This is a genomic window from Rathayibacter sp. AY1A3 (assembly GCF_002930975.1).
Lineage (GTDB): Bacteria > Actinomycetota > Actinomycetes > Actinomycetales > Microbacteriaceae > Rathayibacter.
The window spans coordinates 23,834-39,207 of sequence record NZ_PSTO01000005.1; the positions used below are offsets into that span (position 1 = coordinate 23,834).

Here is a 15,374-nt window from a genome sequence, read left to right on the forward strand (position 1 = left end):
CGGGCCGAGCGTGAGTTGGAGCGTCAGGGATCCGCGGCGCCCGGCACGCGCCAGTGCTGCCAGCAGGGTGCGGGTGGTGGTGACCGTTGCACCCGAGTCGAGCGGACGGTGCGGACTGCCTCTAAGCGACAGCCGCGCGGCGGCGTCAGGCGCTTCGTCCCGGTCGAAACGGTCACCGACATGGAAGCCCGGAAGGTGCGGAGCAATGGCATCGAGTACACGGCTGAGGTGGTGCGGGTCGCAGCCGAGCCGCCAGGTGAGCTGATGGCTCGCGCCGCGGGCTTCGAGCGTGACGAACGGGCTGCCGCTGAGCGTGCCGACCGCGGTGAGTGCAGCCGTCACCTGGTCTTCAGTGAGCGGAGTCCGCAGCGCCAGGGAACGCCACTGAACGAAGCGGGCACTCATGACTGGCCCCGCTTCTGCTGATCCTCGATTTGAGCGGCCCGCTCAGCGTCGGCGAGCGCGAGCGCTGCCATGGTGCCCGCGATCTTTTGCAGGTTGGGCTCGCGGCGCAGCACCCCGCGCACCGACAGGTGACGCAGCGAACGGCGACGGGTAGCCCGCCCTTTTCTAGAAATGTTTTTGGACATAGTGAGGAGACCTCTTTTCAGAGTTATGTTGCGAATGATTTTGGGAGTGATGCACGGTCGCATCAACCGCCACTTACTATGTGATGCGACCGTGCATCGGTCAATGGAATTGGCCTATTCCACAACACCGATTGGAAAAGGGATTTCCGGGCTATTACCAGCGCCGTGTCCGGCGATAGATGATCCAGCCGGCCAGGCTGAGGCCGATAGCAACGAGCCCGATCGCGAGCAACGGCAGCCAGATCGCTTCGAGGATGCGGACGATGAGCCAGAGCGCGAGGACGATCAGCAGCGCACCAGTCACGACAGAGCCGATGCTGCGCGGTCGGTGGTCCATACCTATTCCGCGAGGTTTCGCCAGGACTGACCGGCGGCATCGTTCATGGCGCGACGGGCCGCCTCGTAGTCGGTGTCGATGTCGACTTCGGTCCGGACCTGCGCGCGATGCACCTGCTCCTGAGAGCAGTCGTCCGCGATGAGGAGCAGACCGAAGATGAGGACCGCCACGAGCGCCAGCAGCGCCAGCATGAGCAAAAAGCTGGTCATCGCAGGAACTCCTCGATGAGCCGCAGCTCGGCCCGCAGGTCCATGTCACCCTTCGCCAGGTCGTCCGCCAGCTGATCGAGCGAGGCCCAGATCTTCCTGGCGTGTGCGGCATACTCGATGCACAGCCGCGAGCGCTCCGCGTCGTTCAGCCGATTCACCATGGCTAGTACCTCGATCCGAAGTCGCGCTGGTACTGCTCACCCTTGGCGACGAAGCCCAACTCAATACGGGTTAGCACCGCGTTGAGCGTCGGGTCGTTGCCTGCCAGGTTGCGGCGGTGGTTGTCCAGGTCGACCGCCCGGTCCATGAGGTGGGCCGTCACCGCCGCGGCGGCGTCGATCTTGAGCTTCGACTCGCGCGCGTCGTGGACGATCTTGCGCACCGCGGAGGCGTGTGTACGCTCCTCGCGGGTCGGGATGATGCTCTGGGAATGGGAAGCCCAGCGCTCCAGTTCGTTCATGTTTGAACCCCTTTTGGCTCGAACGGGGATGACCGTCATCCCCGTCTTTCAAGGGCACCAAAGAACCGTCTACGAGTTCAGGGACAAACTGGGGCAACTTTCGGGCAGTATTTGGGCATGTCGGAAGCGTCGCTCCACGCATCCCTCGTGGGGGAGCTCAAGGTCATCCGCAAGTTCGGGCTGCACCGCCTGGCGGAACACGTTCACGAGCTACCGACGCTCAGCCGCCTGGCGCTCGACGTCTACGGAGTCGGGACGGCCGACCGCATCGAGAAGCTGCTGCACGAGGCATGGACGAAGCGGGCTGAAGGAGCGCAGGCCACCGCCGTCGGCATCATCCTCGGACTCGAGATGGGGCGACGAGGAGCGCGTCCAGCGGTCCTGCGCGAGGTGGCGGCGACGCGACTCGGCTACGCGTCGGTCGACACTTTCCGCAAGAAGCCGGAGGGTCAAGCCATCGCCTACTTTGCAGACGTAATCGAAAGCTTCTGCATCGACTACCAGCCGGACGCCACTAACGACGAGTACCGCATCAATACAGCCCTCAATGCGGTTATGGCGCTCACGCTGGCTGAGTACACCGAGTTCGCAGCCAGGCTGGCCCGTCGCTTTGCGGCCTATAAAGCCAACCCCCCGCCCCCTGCGGGTGCGGTCAGGACCGATCAAGTTACTTCGCAGAGGAGCCAAAGCCCTTAAGTTCTGTACGTTCTGAAGCGGGCGCTCCGCTCGTCTGGCGCTTATAAATTTCACAAATGTCGGTCGTCAACCATTGACGGGCCGATGAATGATCTTCATACTACGTGGCAAGGAGAAATGGCATGGTGACAGAAGAGCAGCTTGCGGGATGGACCGGTCCGTCGAGCGCAACCGAGCAAGATAAGCAAGAACTGACTGAGCGGATGATTCGCGAGGCAATAAGTGCTCACGAGGCATTCAAGGGCTTCAGCTTCTCAATTTACGCGAAAGGCTCATACGCTAACAATACGAACGTCAAGACAGAAAGCGATGTCGATATTGTAGTTGAATGCGAGGAAGTCGTTTACTGGGAGGAGGTCAGTCCATCCGAGGGTGGTCATCCTGCTAGCGACGCTTACGAGGGAGTCTGGACCCCCGAGTACTTGCGGGAACAAATAAGCGCGGCACTTAGCGCAAAGTTTCCCGGAGCGGTTACATCTGGCACTACAGCGTTTCAAATCACATCGAACACGTCACGCGTCGACGCTGATGTAGTTCCTTGCTTTACATTCCGAGAGTACTTCCCTAGTGGGTACTACCGGCAAGGAACAAAGCTTTTTAAAGTTGGTGGTGGAACCATCGATAATTACCCAAAGTTGCAGCTCAATAATGGCCGAGCAAAGAATACCCGCACAAACAGCTACTACAAGAAAACGGTTCGCATCTTGAAGCGACTAGAGGGCATTCTAGTTGATAAGGGCTTGGCCGACGAGCAGGCTTCATATCTTCTTGAGTGCCTCGTTTATAACTGCCCTGACGAGTATTTCCTTCGTTCGACCTGGCGTGCTGTCATGCAAGCATGCCTCGCTGACATCTATAACTACACGATGCGGCCCGAGCCGACCGAGGATTCGGATCGATGGCTTGAAGGGAACGGCGTGAAGTACCTGTTCCATTTCACGCAGAAGTGGGACCGAGCAAGCGTGCACAAGTTCGCCAATGCAGCATGGAATTACATGGAGTTCGAATGATGGTGAACGGGATTCTTCTCCGTGTCATCATTATCATAGTCTCCGCCGTCTTCGTAGCTGCCGTCTGGTTTACCACGGGACGATTCGAGCCTACTTTCCTTCAGTTCTTCTCTATTGCTGTGCTCGCTTGCTCAGTTTTATTGTTCGTGTGGGACCGATGGGCGTGGAAGCTGAGATTGGCGCAAGCTATACCTGGCGTTACTCGGAACATCGATGGTACTTGGGAGGCTACGCTCGAATCGCTTTGGATCGACGCCCTAACCGGTGAGTCACCTGACCCCAAGACAGTCTACGTTGTAATCAGACAAACCAGTACAAGCGCAACTGTCGCTCTGATTTCGAACGAATCGAAGTCCAAGTCCTCAATTGCAAGAGTAGTGCGTGAGGACGGATCCTGGTTGCTTCACTATCTTTATACGAATGAGCCTCAAATGGGTCTCAGAGAAAAAAGCCCCATTCATCATGGATCGGGAGTGCTTGCTATCGTCGGCAGCCCCGCCAAGCGAATCATCGGAAGCTATTGGACGGACAGAAATTCCAAAGGAAAACTGTCTCTTACGAGGCGCAAGACGACGCACGCAGAGGACTTTGAGCAAGGCGTGGAACTCTTTTCGGTAGGCAAATAAGTATTTCGAGGTTTGAAGATGATAGATAAAAGCAAAATTTCAGCTCCTCTAGTCAAGGTTGTCTATTTCGATGAGGAGTCAGCTTCGGACTTACTGGACATTACGGCTGGTGGAAAAGAGACCTCGTCGAAGGAGAGTGCTAGGGAAAGAACGGCTGAAGTCGAGGCTAAAGCAGGTGCAAAAGCAGCCGCAAAGTTCAATTGGCTACCATTTTTCGGTGGTTCAGCCGAAGCGGGTGCTGCGGCAAGTGCAACCGCCCTCGGACGTAGCATTCTCAACAAAACCCTCTCGAACACAATCTTGACCGACTATCTAGGTAAGGTGCACGAGTTCCAGGGTGTCGAGCGGCTCGAGAATTTCACGCTCTCCGCGCCGAGCGACTCGGCTGCTTACATGAAGATGTTTACGCCCTACCTGGCAATGCTGAAAATCGATGAGCTCCCTGTAAACCTAGCCGAACTCGATAAAGCCTTGCTGTCGGCCAAGGGATATTACGAGTTGCTCGGCCAAACACCCGATGGTAGTAAACTTGTACTGCGATTCAATATTGAGGCTTTCCGAAACAACTACGGTCTCGTGGATCTTGGTCGCATGAAACTCGTCTTCGATGGAGTTCGTGTAGGTAAGGCGTCGGAGAGAAGCCTAGCAATGTCAGCTGAGATGAATCCTAACTCGTCCGTGACGCCGGTCGATGCTTTGGCAATAGTCGATGGTTCAAGCGAAGCGGCTAGTGATCTCCTTGACGTCTACGATGTGATTTTAGCTGGCGTTGAATATGCGGGCTGACACAAAAGTTTCTATCTTTTACGGTCCGCTGTCCTGGTTCGAGGAAAAACTCGGATCGAGCGCTCAGGTTTACTTGCCCGATGCGGTCAGCCAACTCGACGAGCGAAGACGGCGTATTCGGCATGTGGTCGACGGACACGATAGCCAAGCTGAGGAGCTACCAGCTCCACATATCAAACGGCTCGTAGCAATGTCGAGTGACTACGCCAGTTTAAACGAGCATGCTCTGACAAACTTCATCGGTCTTGTGAGGGAGATCAACCCTGAGCGTCTATTTCTGCACAACCCGCCTGCACTGATTGAAGCTCAGCTTGAGCGTGCGCTCGACACAAAGGTAAGGACATATGAATACCCACTGCTAACGCACGAAGCGCTTATCCAATTTAGAGACGGATTTGCGGATCACATAGTCGGACAGGAGGCGGTGCGAGATCGAATGCTCGCTGCGCTCTATCCATTGAGCACCTCACGGCGCACAACACCAGTCGTTTTGATGTTCTTCGGACCTTCAGGGGTGGGTAAAACCGAAACAGCTCAATTCGTTAACGGCTTTAGTGGCGGGCAATTGTTCCGCAAACAATTCTCCATGTACCACAGCGACAAGTTTGCATCATACATTTTTGGTGGCGCGCATTCAGAGGCCTCCTTTGCGCGAGACTTGCTCGAGCGCAGGTCTGGTGTGATCTTGATTGATGAGTTCGACAAGGCTGCGTCAGTATTCCACAGCGCTTTCTACGAGTTTTTTGACGAGGGCGTTTTCGAAGATAAGAACTATCGTGCGCGTCTTGGTCCAGCCCTCATCATTTGCACATCGAACTATGGTTCAGAAGAGGAAATTCGTAGCTCGTTGGGCGATGCGCTGTACTCTCGCTTCGACGCACTGATTCAATTCGCACCGCTCTCAGCAGACGAAATCAAAGTGGTGGTGGGTCGTCTCGTGGATAGCCGCTTCGAGTCGCTCACGAATGACGAGGCTAGCTTGCTGGACGCTACAGAGATCAAGGAGCTGATGAACGCTCGGGCAACCGGAGTTGGCAATGTCCGCAAATTAGGCAAGCTAGTCAATGAGGTTATTTCGCTTCTCCTGGTGCGAGCCGTGCTGAGTGCGGAGGACACAAGATGACCGATGAACACATAACTCCGCCGGCATCTTCGGACCTTTTTATCTCTTATGCATGGACGTCGGACGGTCACCGGGAATGGGTACGTCTCCTGGCCAGCGCGCTTCGGCTACTTGGATATTCGGTGCTCATCGACGACCGGCTCGAGTATGGAGACAGTCTGAGCGGGTTCATGAGAGAAGCCGTACACGCCGCTCATGTACTGATGATTGTGGACGAGAACTACGTGGAACGGGCGGACAACTTGCCCGACTCCGGTGTAGGAATCGAGAACAAGTGGATTCAAGAGGCGCGTGATGACAGAGACTCCGGTTGGCTTTCGACGATCTTCGTACACAATCCCGCTTTCAAGCTGCCCAACTGGTTGCAGCGTGAGCAGCCAAAGGGTTTCAACTTTAATGCTGATGTCGTGGATGGCAACTTTCCCGGCGTTGCACAAATCGACGAGTTGTGGCGGTGGATAGAAGGCTTACCCGCAGACCGGTCGGTAAGCATCCCTCTAGCCGTGTTGAAGGACCGGAGTGTCCGTCTTGAGCGCATCGCTCGGCTACGTGATCCTGGATCATGGGCGAATCCCGCTTTGAGTGGACGCGAGAAGTTTATCTATGGTGACAGCCCTAGCGGCACGTTTACCATTGGCGCTGGCGAGTACAGGTTTGAGTTGTACGTCAGCTCGGGTGGTCCGGACCTTGTGTACGTCATGAAGGACCCGATCGAAGCAGTAGGGCTCATCACGGCGCCATCTTGGACGCCTGCAACGATTGGTTCGTTCATAAGGCCTGGCCGTGTTGCTCGTCCGGTAATCGGACAGTCGGTAGTTCTGATGAACAAAGTTGGCAACTTGTGCGTAGTCACGATCGAGGAGATCCAGGAGGAGGTAAACGGCGACCCGTTTGTTGCCGCCCACATCGTTTTCAAATACGAGGTCATGCAAGGCATTTAATAGTGACGACCCCCTCGCGGTCTCATTTCGATGCCAGCATCTCTTAGTACTCGTAGCACCGTCGACTTCACTACGGCAGCCTGGGCTGCGACTTCACGCGTACTCATGCCCTGGGCATACAGCCGAATGATGCGGTCGGAACGTCGATCGGTGATCCGCTGTCGCTTGTACTCTCTGGTAGTTGCGGGTCTTGATTCGAGCGGGTCATAGCTTAGGGTGTTGGTTTTCGCACGCGCGAGGACAACAAGAAAGCGAAAGCCGGTCCTGAGAAGGGCCGGCTTTCGTCGTTAACACAGGTCGCGGACGTGCTGCCCGCGGCTGACAGTGCGCGGGCGGAGACCTCAGTCGCCCTCGATCACGCTCAGCACGTTGCCCGCCGGATCGCGGAACCAGCAGATCGTCGGCCCGTGGCCGCGCATCACTCCGTCCGCATCGGTCGGCAGCGACGGGTCGTCGTAGATCGCCGTGGTGACGCCTGCCGCGTGCAGCTCGGCGACCGCCGCGTCGACGTCCTCCACCGAGAAGTTCAGGATCGTGAACGACGCCGTCTCGTGGTCCGGCTTCGGGTACGCGATCGCGCGGCCTCCGCCCGGCAGCCGGATGTCGAGGATCCCCATCGCGTTCAGCTCGACCTCGAGCCCGAGCACTCCGCCGTAGAAGGCCCGCGCCGCTTCCACGTCGTCCACGCTGAAGCCGCTGAAGGCCCTCTCGCTCCGGATCATCGCCGTCCTCCGTCCCGCGGCCGCACCGTCGCGCCCGCTCCGCTCCGGACGCTACTCCGGTCGCCCGTCCGCGTCACCGTCGGATCCGCCCGCGGCGCCGCCGACCGCGAGCCGGTCTCGCGCGACCCGCATCCGCGGATCGGCCTCCCGACGCTCCGCGCCGACGCGTGTGCCGGACCGGCCCGCACGTTAGGCTCGACCCCGATGCGAGGGGTGCTGCTGTGAGGTACGAACGCGGGGACGACGGCTCGAACGAGGGGCTCGGCGACCGCCCGACCCGGCGGAGCCCGCGGCAGGCGCCGCACGCGCTGCCCGCGGCACGCGTCGCCACTCCGGTCCTCACGCCCGTCCGCCCCGTGCGGCGCCGCCGGGGCCGTGTCTTCCGTGCGACCGTCAGCACGGTCGCCCTCGCCGCCATCGCGGGCCTCGTGGCGGTCTCCGCGCTCCCCGCCTACTCCTTCGACCCGGCACCCGATTCGCAGGCCGCCGTCGAGGCCGCCGCCCGCGTGCAGGCGCTCGGCAACCAGAAGCTCACCGTCGCGCCGACCGCGGTCCAGGAGCAGGTCATCCGCGACTCCTTCACCGCACCGACCCAGGCCCAGCTCGACGAGGCGGCCGCCCAGGCGCGCGCCCTCGCCGCCGCCGAGCAGGCCGCCCGCGACGCCGAGACCGCCCGCCTCGCCCAGGAGGCGCAGGCCGCGGCAGGCACGACCGGCGCGGACGGCGCCGCCGCAGGCAGCGGCGGCACCAGCACCTCGGTCACGCCCCGCGAGGAGGGCGACGACTACCCCTGGCGCGACCAGCTCACCGACGACCAGGGCGGCGGCCTCTCGCCGCTGCGGTACTACTACCGCGAGTGCGTCGACTTCGTCGCCTGGCGGATCAATCGCGACCAGGGCTCGACGAGCGCACCCTTCAAGTGGACCTGGGGCAACATGACCCCGGGCGGAGGCAGCGCCTACGCGTGGGCCGGCCAGTGGGCCTCACACGGCTGGGTGACCAGCAGCACGCCCGTCCCCGGCGCGGTCGCCTGGTTCACCGGCAACCACGTCGCCTACGTGCAGGCCGTCAACTCCGACGGCACGGTCTCGCTCGAGGAGTACAACTGGGGCAACGACCACGCGTACCACAAGCGCACCATCCCGGCCTCCCAGGTCGCCCTCTTCCTCTACCCGCCGAGCTGATGACCGGCGCCGTCGGCATGGCCGTGGCGCAGTTCGCCCCCTCGACGGACCGGGAGGCGAACATCGCGACGATCGAGCGCCTGGCCCGGATCGCCGCCGAGCGCGGCGCGAGCATGGTGGTGCTGCCGGAGTACAGCTCCGCCTTCACCGATCCGCTCGGGCCCGAGCTGGTCGCGGCGGGCGAGGCGCTCGACGGCCCGTTCGTCACGGCTCTCGCGGCCCTCGCGCGCGAGCTCCGGATCCACCTCGTGGCGGGCATGGTCGAGGCGGTGGACGGGCGCCGCATCGCGAACACGCTCGTCGCGCTCGACCCCGAGGGCGCGCTCGTGGCCCGCTACCGCAAGCTGCACCTGTACGACGCCTTCGGCCAGACCGAGTCGGAGTGGGTCGCCGCGGGGGAGATCGCCGCACCCGAGACGTTCGAGGTCGGCGGCCTCGTCGTCGGGCTGCAGACCTGCTACGACCTGCGCTTCCCGGAGGTCAGCCGCTGGCTGGTCGACGCCGGGGTCGACGTCATCGCGGCACCGGCCGAGTGGGTGCGCGGCCCGCTCAAGGAGGCGCACTGGCGGACGCTGGTCACCGCCCGCGCGCTCGAGAACACGGTGTACCTCGTCGCAGCCGACCAGACCCCGCCGATCGGGGTCGGCACGAGCATGATCGTCGATCCGATGGGCGTCGAGACCGTCACCCTCGGCGAGGTCGAGGATGTCGCCGTCGCCTGGGTCTCGCGCGAGCGGATCGACGCGGCGCGCGCGAAGAACCCCGCTCTGGCGCTGCGGCGCTTCCGGGTGCTGCCGCTCTGACCGCCGCCCCCGGCCCGACGGCGCCGGGCGTCCGACCGAATCCGCTGAGGCCGGCTCCTCAGCGCGCCATGCGGGCGAGGCCCGCGACCGCGGTCTCCAGCACCTCGAACCGCTTGCAGAAGGCGAAGCGGACGAGCGAGCGGTAGGGAGCGGCGTCCTCGGGGCGGCAGAACGCCGACACGGGCACCGCCACCACTCCCGCGAGATCCGGGAGCGCCCGGCAGAGCGCGACCCCGTCGTCGTAGCCGAGCGGTGCCGCGTCCGCGACGACGAAGTAGCCGCCCGAGGAGGGCGCGACGCCGAAGCCCGCAGCAGCCAGGCCCGCCGACAGCAGGTCCTTCTTGGCCGCAAGAGTCTGCGCCGCGCCGGTGAAGAAGGCGTCCGGGAGCCCGAGCCCGAGGGCGACGGCCCCCTGGAACGGCGAGCCGCTGACGTAGGTGAGGAACTGCTTCACGGCGAGGACGGCCGTGATCAGCTCGCGCGGGCCCGTCACCCAGCCGATCTTCCAGCCCGTGGTGCTGAAGGTCTTGCCCGCCGAGGAGACGGACAGCGTCCGCTCGAAGGCTCCGGGAAGGGAGGCCAGCGGGACGTGCGGGGTGTCGAAGCGCAGGTGCTCGTAGACCTCGTCCGTCAGGATCACGGCGTCGTGCCGCTCGGCGAGCCGCACGATCAGCTCGCGGGTCTCGGCCGGGAGGACGGCACCGGTCGGGTTGTGCGGGTCGTTCACCAGGATGACGCGCGTGCGGTCGCTCACTGCGGCGGTCAGCTCGTCGTGGTCGACCGCGAAGGAGGGGCCGCGCAGGAGCACGGTGCGATGCACCCCTCCGGCGAGGGCGATCAGGGCTCCGTAGGCGTCGTAGTGGGGAGTGAAGGTGACGACCTCGTCGCCCGGCTCGAGCAGGGCCAGCAGAGCCGCGGCCAGGGCCTCGGTGGCGCCCGTGGTGACGAGGACCTCGCCGTCGGGGTCGAGGGAGATCCCGGAGAAGCGCAGCCGGTGCGCGGCGATCGCCTCGCGCAGGACGGGGAAGCCGGGACCCGGCGGGTACTGGTTGAGCCCGGACGCGATGGCGTCGCGCGCGGCGTCGAGGATCTCGCGCGGGCCGTCCTCGTCCGGGAAGCCCTGGCCGAGGTTCACCGCTCCGGTGCGCAGGGCGAGCGCGCTCATCTCGCTGAAGACGGTGGCGGCGACCTCGCCACCGGGGCCGAGGAGGCCGGCGCCCGCCGCGGCGCGGGACCAGGATCCGGGAATGCTCACGTGCCCAGTGTGCCCGCTCGAGCAGTCCGGCCGGTTTCATTTCCCGCTCGCAGGCCCGTCATAAGAAACCCCCAGGTACGATCGCCAAGCTATCCCCGCTTGGAAGGAGCAGCACCCATGACCGAGAGTCACGAGGGTCCTCGTCAGCCGGAGGAACCCACCACGCCGACGGAGTCCGGCGCCCGAGAGGCGACCGAGCGCACCCCCGGCGAGAGCTCCGGAGCGTCGTCCTCGACCACCGGGCCCACCGAGCCGATCCACCGGGGCGGAGCGCACCGCGAGAGCGAGAACCCGACCGTCCCCTACCCCTCCTCCTCGGCCACCCAGCCGCCGTACACGCCGAACGCGACGGCCGGCAACGAGGCGCAGCCCGTCTCCCAGCCGGCCCGCTACGGGCAGTACGCGCCGCCCGCGGCGAACACCCTGCACGGCTCCGAGGAGCCGCCCTCCTCGAGCCCCTTCGGCCCGGGCGCCGAGTACACCCCCGCCCCCACCGCCACGAAGCGCCGAGCCGGAGTGGGCGTCGTCGCGGCGCTCGCCATCGGCGCGGTCGTGGGCGGAGTCGCGGGAGCGGGCGTGTTCGGCCTCTGGTCCGCCTCCAACGGCGGCGGGACCCGCGTGGTCTCCGCCGGCGGCTCGCAGACGATCACGGTCAACAACGCCGAGGACGCGACGACCGCCACCGCGGTCGCCGCCAAGGCCACTCCGAGCGTCGTCACCATCGCGGTGAGCGGCAGCTCGTCCGCCGGCACCGGCTCCGGCATCGTGCTCTCGAAGGACGGCTACGTCCTGACCAACACCCACGTGGTCACCCTCGACGGCGAGATCGCGAACGGCACTGTCTCGGTCACGACCAGCGACGGCCGGATCTTCGACGCGACCGTCGTCGGCACCGACCCGACCCTCGACCTCGCCGTCATCAAGCTGACCGGCGCGACCGACCTCAGCCCGATGACGTTCGCGGACTCCACCAAGATCAACGTCGGCGACACGGCGGTCGCCATCGGCGCCCCGCTCGGCCTCTCCGGCACCGTGACCGACGGCATCGTCAGCGCGCTCAACCGCAGCATCCAGGTCGCCTCCTCGGCGGCTCCGGACGACTCGGGCGACAGCTTGAGCGGCGGCACCGAGAGCCCGTTCAACTTCGACATCCCGGGCCAGCAGGCGCCGACCCAGGCGAAGAGCACCATCTCGCTGCCCGTCATCCAGACCGACGCGGCGATCAACCCGGGCAACTCCGGCGGCGCGCTGCTCGACAGCGACGGCGAGCTGATCGGCGTGAACGTCGCGATCGCGAGCGCCGGCCAGTCCTCCTCGAGCGGCCAGTCCGGCAACATCGGAGTCGGATTCGCGATCCCCAGCGCGATCGCCGAGCGCATCGCGAAGGAGATCATCGCGAACGGCTCCGCCTCGCACGGCCTGCTCGGCGCGAGCGTCTCCGACTCGACCGCGGACGTCCTCGGCGCCCGCATCGAGGAGGTCTCCGGAGGCGGTGCCGCGCAGGCGGCCGGTCTCGCCAAGGGCGACATCATCACCGCGATCGACAGCACTCCGATCACGAGCGCGTCCGACCTCACCGCGCAGGTCCGCGCGCAGGCCGCGAACGCCGCGGTCGAGCTGACCTACGTCCGCAACGGCCAGAGCTACCAGGCGAAGGCGACGCTCGGCCAGATGGCCGCCGGCTGACCCTCCGCCGCCGCGCACAGCCCCTCGAGGATCCGTCCCCGGGGGGCTGTGCTCCGCCACCGCGCACAGCCCCTCGAGGATCCGTTCCCGGGGGGCTGTTCCGCGTCCGGGCCCGGCCCGGGGCGCGGCGCTCCCCGCTGGTAGGGTGGTGGATCCCTGCGCCCGCGCTCCTCCCGCACGAACTGGACCCATGCAGCACGAGATCCCGGAAGACGACCTCTCCGACCTGCCCGGCGTCTCCTACGTCATGCCCGTCCTCAACGAGGTCGCCCACGTGCGCGCCGCGGTCGACTCGCTGCTGCATCAGGACTACACCGGCCCCTTCGACGTCGTCCTCGCCGTCGCCCCGAGCATCGACGGCACGGAGCAGCTCGTCGCCGAGCTGAGCGCGGCCGACCCGCGGATCCGCGTCGTGCCGAACGAGGTCGGCTCCACTCCTGCGGGCCTCAACGCCGCGATCCGCGCCTCGCGCCACCCGGTCGTCGTCCGGGTCGACGCGCACTCCGTCCTGCCGCCCGAGTACGCGCGCACGGCGGTCGAGGCGCTGCAGCGCTCCGGAGCGGCGAACGTCGGCGGAGTGATGGCGGCGGAGGGCCTCACCCCGTTCCAGCGCGCGGTCGCCCGGGCCTACGGCTCCCGCATCGGGCTGGGCGGCACGCCCCACCACGTGGGAGGCGAGGAGGGCCCGGCCGACACGGTGTACCTCGGCGTCTTCCGCCGCTCCGCCCTCGAGCGCGCCGGCCTGTTCGACGAGCGCTTCAAGCGCGGGCAGGACTGGGAGCTGAACCGGCGGCTGCGCGAGCGCGGCGAGGTCGTCTGGTTCACTCCGCGCCTCACCGTCACCTACCGGCCGCGGCCCTCGATGCGCGCGCTGCTCCGGCAGTTCCTCTCGACCGGGATGTGGCGCGGCGAGCTCACCCGGATGTTCCCGGCCTCGCGGTCGCTGCGCTACTTCGCTCCGCCCGTGCTCGTCGCGATGCTCGCGATCGGGCTGCTCGTCGGGCTGGCGGGAGTCGTCCAGGCGCTCGCCGGAGCCGCGCCCTGGCTCCTGCTCGGGTTCGCGGTGCCCGCCGCCTACCTCCTCCTGGTGGCGGCGGCCACTCTCGTGGTCGCGCGGCCGGACGGCGCGCGTGCGATGCTGTGGTTCGCCGTGGTCATCCCGGCGGTCCACGTGGCCTGGGGGACCGGCTTCGTGCTCGGCTTCGCCGGGCTGACCAGCAACATCTCCGCCCACCGCCACCAGCCGCGGTCCGACTCGCCGAGGGGCGCATGACCACGACGACGAGACCCCGCTCCATCGCCGAACTGCGCGCCGTCGCGCAGCCCCCGGAGGTGCGCGGGCGCCGCAACGCCGAGCACTGGACGGCGTCGCTCTACCTGCGCCGCTTCTCGCCCTACCTGACCTGGCTGCTGCTGAAGACCTCGATCTCGGCGAACGGCGTCACCGGGCTGATGATCCTGGTCGGCTGGAGCGCGGCGGCAGCCCTCCTGATCCCGGGCATCGCCGGAGCGGCGCTGGCGCTGCTCCTCGGCCAGCTGCAGATGCTGGTGGACTGCTGCGATGGCGAGGTCGCGCGCTGGCGCCGCATGTCCTCGCCGGCGGGCGTGTTCCTCGACAAGGTCGGGCACTACACGACCGAGGCGCTGATCCCGATCGCGCTCGGACTGCGGGCGGCGGGCGTCCCGTTCGAGGCGCCGGCGGACTTCCTCTGGACGACGATCGGCTTCGCCCTGGCCCTGGTGATCGTCCTCAACAAGGCGCTCAACGACATGGTGCACGTGGCGCGCGCGAACGCCGGTCTCACGAAGCTGGCGGACACGAAGGGCGAGGCGGTGCCGTCCTCGTCCGGACTGGCGGGGCTTCGCCGCGCGGCCCGCTTCCTGCCCTTCCACCGCCTCTACCACTCCGTCGAGCTGACGATGCTGGCCTTCGCGACCGCCCTCGTGGGCCTCGTCGTCGGAGCGGGCACGGCCGACCGGGTCCTCGTCGGGGCGCTGCTGCCGCTCGCCCTCCTCGCCCTGGTCGGCCACTTCGTCGCGATCATGGCGTCCAAGCGTGTCCGCTCCTGAGCCGCGGGTCGGCGTCGTCGTCCTGACGCAGGGGACCCGGCCCGACGACCTCGCCGCGGGGCTGGCCGGCGTCCTCGCGCAGGAGGGCGTCGAGCTGGACGTCGTCTGCGTCGGCAACGGCTGGGAGCCCGACGGCCTGCCCGAGGGAGTGCGCGCCCTGGCGCTGCCCGAGAACCTCGGCATCCCCGCGGGCCGGAACGCCGGAGTCGACGCCGTCGCGGGGGAGTACCTCTTCTTCCTCGACGACGACGCCCGGATCCCGTCTCCCCACTTCCTCGTCGACGCGATCGCGCTGCTCGCCTCGAACCGCCGCATCGGCCTGGTGCAGCCCCGCGTCGACAGCACGGACGGCACGCCGAGCCCAAGGCGCTGGATCCCGCGGATCCTCAAGGGCGACCCCCGCCGCTCCGGCCCCGTCTTCTCGGTCTGGGAGGGAGCGGTCGTGCTGCGGCGCGACGTGTTCGCCCGGACGGGCGGCTGGGCGGCTCCGTTCTTCTACGCCCACGAGGGCATCGAGCTGGCCTGGCGGGTCTGGGACACGGGTCGCACCGCCTGGTACGCGGGAGAGCTCGTCGCCCAGCACCCGGTCATCCAGCCGACCCGTCACGCCGACTACTACCGGCTGAACGCGCGCAACCGCGTCTGGCTCGCCCGCCGCAATCTCGCCGCACCTCTGGCGCTCGTCTACGTGGGGTCCTGGACCGCGATCCAGTGCCTCCGCTGGCGGCGCGACCCGGCCGCCCTGCGCGCCTGGTTCGCCGGCTGGCGGGAGGGATGGCGCTCGGGTCCGGGCGGCCGGCGCGTCCTCTCGGCCCGCACGGTGCTCCGGATGGCGTTCGCCGGGCGTCCGCCGATCGTCTAGCATCGGGGAATCCG

General features: G+C 65.7%; 20 protein-coding genes. 12 read left to right on the forward strand and 8 right to left on the reverse strand.

The genetic code is table 11. From position 1 onward, the window contains the following. Positions 1–401: 401 nt before the first annotated feature. The 5 genes from C5C10_RS17515 to C5C10_RS03515 all read right to left on the reverse strand — a co-directional run bounded on the left by C5C10_RS17515 (position 402) and on the right by C5C10_RS03515 (position 1,596). Positions 402–590, reverse strand: a complete 189-nt coding sequence (locus C5C10_RS17515) for a hypothetical protein (protein WP_146082099.1) — start codon at positions 588–590, stop codon at positions 402–404. Positions 591–744: 154 nt separating this feature from the next. Beyond that, complete coding sequence (locus C5C10_RS17730) at positions 745–927, reverse strand: hypothetical protein (protein WP_104328526.1); 183 nt, start codon at positions 925–927, stop codon at positions 745–747. A gap of 2 nt (positions 928–929) precedes the next feature. Then, positions 930–1,136 carry a hypothetical protein gene (locus C5C10_RS03510; protein WP_104328527.1) on the reverse strand — a complete coding sequence of 69 codons (207 nt, stop codon included), beginning with the start codon at positions 1,134–1,136 and terminating at the stop codon, positions 930–932. After that, positions 1,133–1,297 carry a hypothetical protein gene (locus C5C10_RS17735; RefSeq protein ID WP_181073377.1) on the reverse strand — a complete coding sequence of 55 codons (165 nt, stop codon included), beginning with the start codon at positions 1,295–1,297 and terminating at the stop codon, positions 1,133–1,135. The genes C5C10_RS03510 and C5C10_RS17735 overlap by 4 nt, the downstream gene beginning before the upstream one ends. Positions 1,298–1,299: 2 nt before the next feature. After that, positions 1,300–1,596 carry a hypothetical protein gene (locus C5C10_RS03515; protein WP_104328528.1) on the reverse strand — a complete coding sequence of 99 codons (297 nt, stop codon included), beginning with the start codon at positions 1,594–1,596 and terminating at the stop codon, positions 1,300–1,302. A gap of 117 nt (positions 1,597–1,713) precedes the next feature. On the opposite strand from C5C10_RS03515, the gene C5C10_RS03520 reads away from it, so the two are divergent. The 6 genes from C5C10_RS03520 to C5C10_RS03540 all read left to right on the forward strand — a co-directional run bounded on the left by C5C10_RS03520 (position 1,714) and on the right by C5C10_RS03540 (position 6,778). Continuing rightward, on the forward strand, positions 1,714–2,292 hold the full coding sequence (locus tag C5C10_RS03520; RefSeq protein WP_104328529.1) for a hypothetical protein: 579 nt from the start codon (positions 1,714–1,716) through the stop codon (positions 2,290–2,292). A gap of 122 nt (positions 2,293–2,414) precedes the next feature. Further along, positions 2,415–3,302: a nucleotidyltransferase gene (locus C5C10_RS03525; RefSeq protein ID WP_104328530.1), complete on the forward strand. Its 888-nt coding sequence runs from the start codon at positions 2,415–2,417 to the stop codon at positions 3,300–3,302. Beyond that, positions 3,302–3,928 (forward strand): hypothetical protein, encoded by a 627-nt coding sequence (locus tag C5C10_RS18410; protein ID WP_374953338.1) that lies wholly within the window; start codon positions 3,302–3,304, stop codon positions 3,926–3,928. Before C5C10_RS03525 ends, C5C10_RS18410 begins: the two co-directional genes overlap by 1 nt. Before the next feature lie 18 nt (positions 3,929–3,946). Continuing rightward, positions 3,947–4,714 carry a DUF6414 family protein gene (locus tag C5C10_RS03530; RefSeq protein ID WP_104328531.1) on the forward strand — a complete coding sequence of 256 codons (768 nt, stop codon included), beginning with the start codon at positions 3,947–3,949 and terminating at the stop codon, positions 4,712–4,714. Further along, complete coding sequence (locus tag C5C10_RS03535) at positions 4,704–5,837, forward strand: AAA family ATPase (protein WP_104328532.1); 1,134 nt, start codon at positions 4,704–4,706, stop codon at positions 5,835–5,837. Before C5C10_RS03530 ends, C5C10_RS03535 begins: the two co-directional genes overlap by 11 nt. Then, complete coding sequence (locus tag C5C10_RS03540) at positions 5,834–6,778, forward strand: TIR domain-containing protein (RefSeq protein WP_104328533.1); 945 nt, start codon at positions 5,834–5,836, stop codon at positions 6,776–6,778. Before C5C10_RS03535 ends, C5C10_RS03540 begins: the two co-directional genes overlap by 4 nt. Here C5C10_RS03540 and C5C10_RS18415 read toward each other — a convergent pair. Together C5C10_RS18415 and C5C10_RS03545 are read right to left on the reverse strand one after the other, a co-directional pair. Then, positions 6,775–6,933, reverse strand: coding sequence for a helix-turn-helix domain-containing protein (locus C5C10_RS18415; RefSeq protein WP_146082100.1), 159 nt, complete (start codon positions 6,931–6,933; stop codon positions 6,775–6,777). The genes C5C10_RS03540 and C5C10_RS18415 overlap by 4 nt on opposite strands. A 186-nt stretch (positions 6,934–7,119) precedes the next feature. Beyond that, positions 7,120–7,500: a VOC family protein gene (locus tag C5C10_RS03545; protein WP_104328534.1), complete on the reverse strand. Its 381-nt coding sequence runs from the start codon at positions 7,498–7,500 to the stop codon at positions 7,120–7,122. Positions 7,501–7,721: 221 nt separating this feature from the next. Between C5C10_RS03545 and C5C10_RS03550 the strand changes: the two genes are divergently transcribed. Beyond that, complete coding sequence (locus C5C10_RS03550; RefSeq protein WP_104328535.1) at positions 7,722–8,684, forward strand: CHAP domain-containing protein; 963 nt, start codon at positions 7,722–7,724, stop codon at positions 8,682–8,684. After that, entirely contained in the window at positions 8,684–9,487 is an 804-nt protein-coding gene (locus tag C5C10_RS03555; protein WP_104257272.1) for a carbon-nitrogen hydrolase family protein, read from the forward strand. Before C5C10_RS03550 ends, C5C10_RS03555 begins: the two co-directional genes overlap by 1 nt. A gap of 58 nt (positions 9,488–9,545) precedes the next feature. Here the strand turns inward: C5C10_RS03555 and C5C10_RS03560 are convergent, their stop codons facing one another. Continuing rightward, positions 9,546–10,742 carry an aminotransferase class I/II-fold pyridoxal phosphate-dependent enzyme gene (locus tag C5C10_RS03560; protein WP_104308145.1) on the reverse strand — a complete coding sequence of 399 codons (1,197 nt, stop codon included), beginning with the start codon at positions 10,740–10,742 and terminating at the stop codon, positions 9,546–9,548. Between the two features lie 117 nt (positions 10,743–10,859). On the opposite strand from C5C10_RS03560, the gene C5C10_RS03565 reads away from it, so the two are divergent. The 4 genes from C5C10_RS03565 to C5C10_RS03580 all read left to right on the forward strand — a co-directional run bounded on the left by C5C10_RS03565 (position 10,860) and on the right by C5C10_RS03580 (position 15,360). Beyond that, positions 10,860–12,428, forward strand: a complete 1,569-nt coding sequence (locus tag C5C10_RS03565; RefSeq protein ID WP_104328536.1) for a S1C family serine protease — start codon at positions 10,860–10,862, stop codon at positions 12,426–12,428. 190 nt (positions 12,429–12,618) lie between these two features. Further along, on the forward strand, positions 12,619–13,701 hold the full coding sequence (locus tag C5C10_RS03570; protein ID WP_181027226.1) for a glycosyltransferase family 2 protein: 1,083 nt from the start codon (positions 12,619–12,621) through the stop codon (positions 13,699–13,701). Further along, positions 13,698–14,498, forward strand: a complete 801-nt coding sequence (locus C5C10_RS03575; RefSeq protein WP_104328537.1) for a CDP-alcohol phosphatidyltransferase family protein — start codon at positions 13,698–13,700, stop codon at positions 14,496–14,498. The genes C5C10_RS03570 and C5C10_RS03575 overlap by 4 nt, the downstream gene beginning before the upstream one ends. After that, the gene (locus C5C10_RS03580) at positions 14,485–15,360 is read left to right on the forward strand and encodes a glycosyltransferase family 2 protein (RefSeq protein ID WP_104328538.1); all 876 of its coding nucleotides are present in this window, start codon (positions 14,485–14,487) and stop codon (positions 15,358–15,360) included. The genes C5C10_RS03575 and C5C10_RS03580 overlap by 14 nt, the downstream gene beginning before the upstream one ends. Positions 15,361–15,374 lie beyond the last annotated feature (14 nt).

Bases quoted from the DNA above. Each gene is read 5' to 3' on its own strand.
- C5C10_RS17515 (WP_146082099.1), bottom strand. From the start codon at position 590: ATGTCCAAAAACATTTCTAGAAAAGGGCGGGCTACCCGTCGCCGTTCG.
- C5C10_RS17730 (WP_104328526.1), bottom strand. From the start codon at position 927: ATGGACCACCGACCGCGCAGCATCGGCTCTGTCGTGACTGGTGCGCTG.
- C5C10_RS03510 (WP_104328527.1), bottom strand. From the start codon at position 1,136: ATGACCAGCTTTTTGCTCATGCTGGCGCTGCTGGCGCTCGTGGCGGTC.
- C5C10_RS17735 (WP_181073377.1), bottom strand. From the start codon at position 1,297: ATGGTGAATCGGCTGAACGACGCGGAGCGCTCGCGGCTGTGCATCGAG.
- C5C10_RS03515 (WP_104328528.1), bottom strand. From the start codon at position 1,596: ATGAACGAACTGGAGCGCTGGGCTTCCCATTCCCAGAGCATCATCCCG.
- C5C10_RS03520 (WP_104328529.1), top strand. From the start codon at position 1,714: ATGTCGGAAGCGTCGCTCCACGCATCCCTCGTGGGGGAGCTCAAGGTC.
- C5C10_RS03525 (WP_104328530.1), top strand. From the start codon at position 2,415: ATGGTGACAGAAGAGCAGCTTGCGGGATGGACCGGTCCGTCGAGCGCA.
- C5C10_RS18410 (WP_374953338.1), top strand. From the start codon at position 3,302: ATGGTGAACGGGATTCTTCTCCGTGTCATCATTATCATAGTCTCCGCC.
- C5C10_RS03530 (WP_104328531.1), top strand. From the start codon at position 3,947: ATGATAGATAAAAGCAAAATTTCAGCTCCTCTAGTCAAGGTTGTCTAT.
- C5C10_RS03535 (WP_104328532.1), top strand. From the start codon at position 4,704: ATGCGGGCTGACACAAAAGTTTCTATCTTTTACGGTCCGCTGTCCTGG.
- C5C10_RS03540 (WP_104328533.1), top strand. From the start codon at position 5,834: ATGACCGATGAACACATAACTCCGCCGGCATCTTCGGACCTTTTTATC.
- C5C10_RS03545 (WP_104328534.1), bottom strand. From the start codon at position 7,500: ATGATCCGGAGCGAGAGGGCCTTCAGCGGCTTCAGCGTGGACGACGTG.
- C5C10_RS03555 (WP_104257272.1), top strand. From the start codon at position 8,684: ATGACCGGCGCCGTCGGCATGGCCGTGGCGCAGTTCGCCCCCTCGACG.
- C5C10_RS03565 (WP_104328536.1), top strand. From the start codon at position 10,860: ATGACCGAGAGTCACGAGGGTCCTCGTCAGCCGGAGGAACCCACCACG.
- C5C10_RS03570 (WP_181027226.1), top strand. From the start codon at position 12,619: ATGCAGCACGAGATCCCGGAAGACGACCTCTCCGACCTGCCCGGCGTC.
- C5C10_RS03575 (WP_104328537.1), top strand. From the start codon at position 13,698: ATGACCACGACGACGAGACCCCGCTCCATCGCCGAACTGCGCGCCGTC.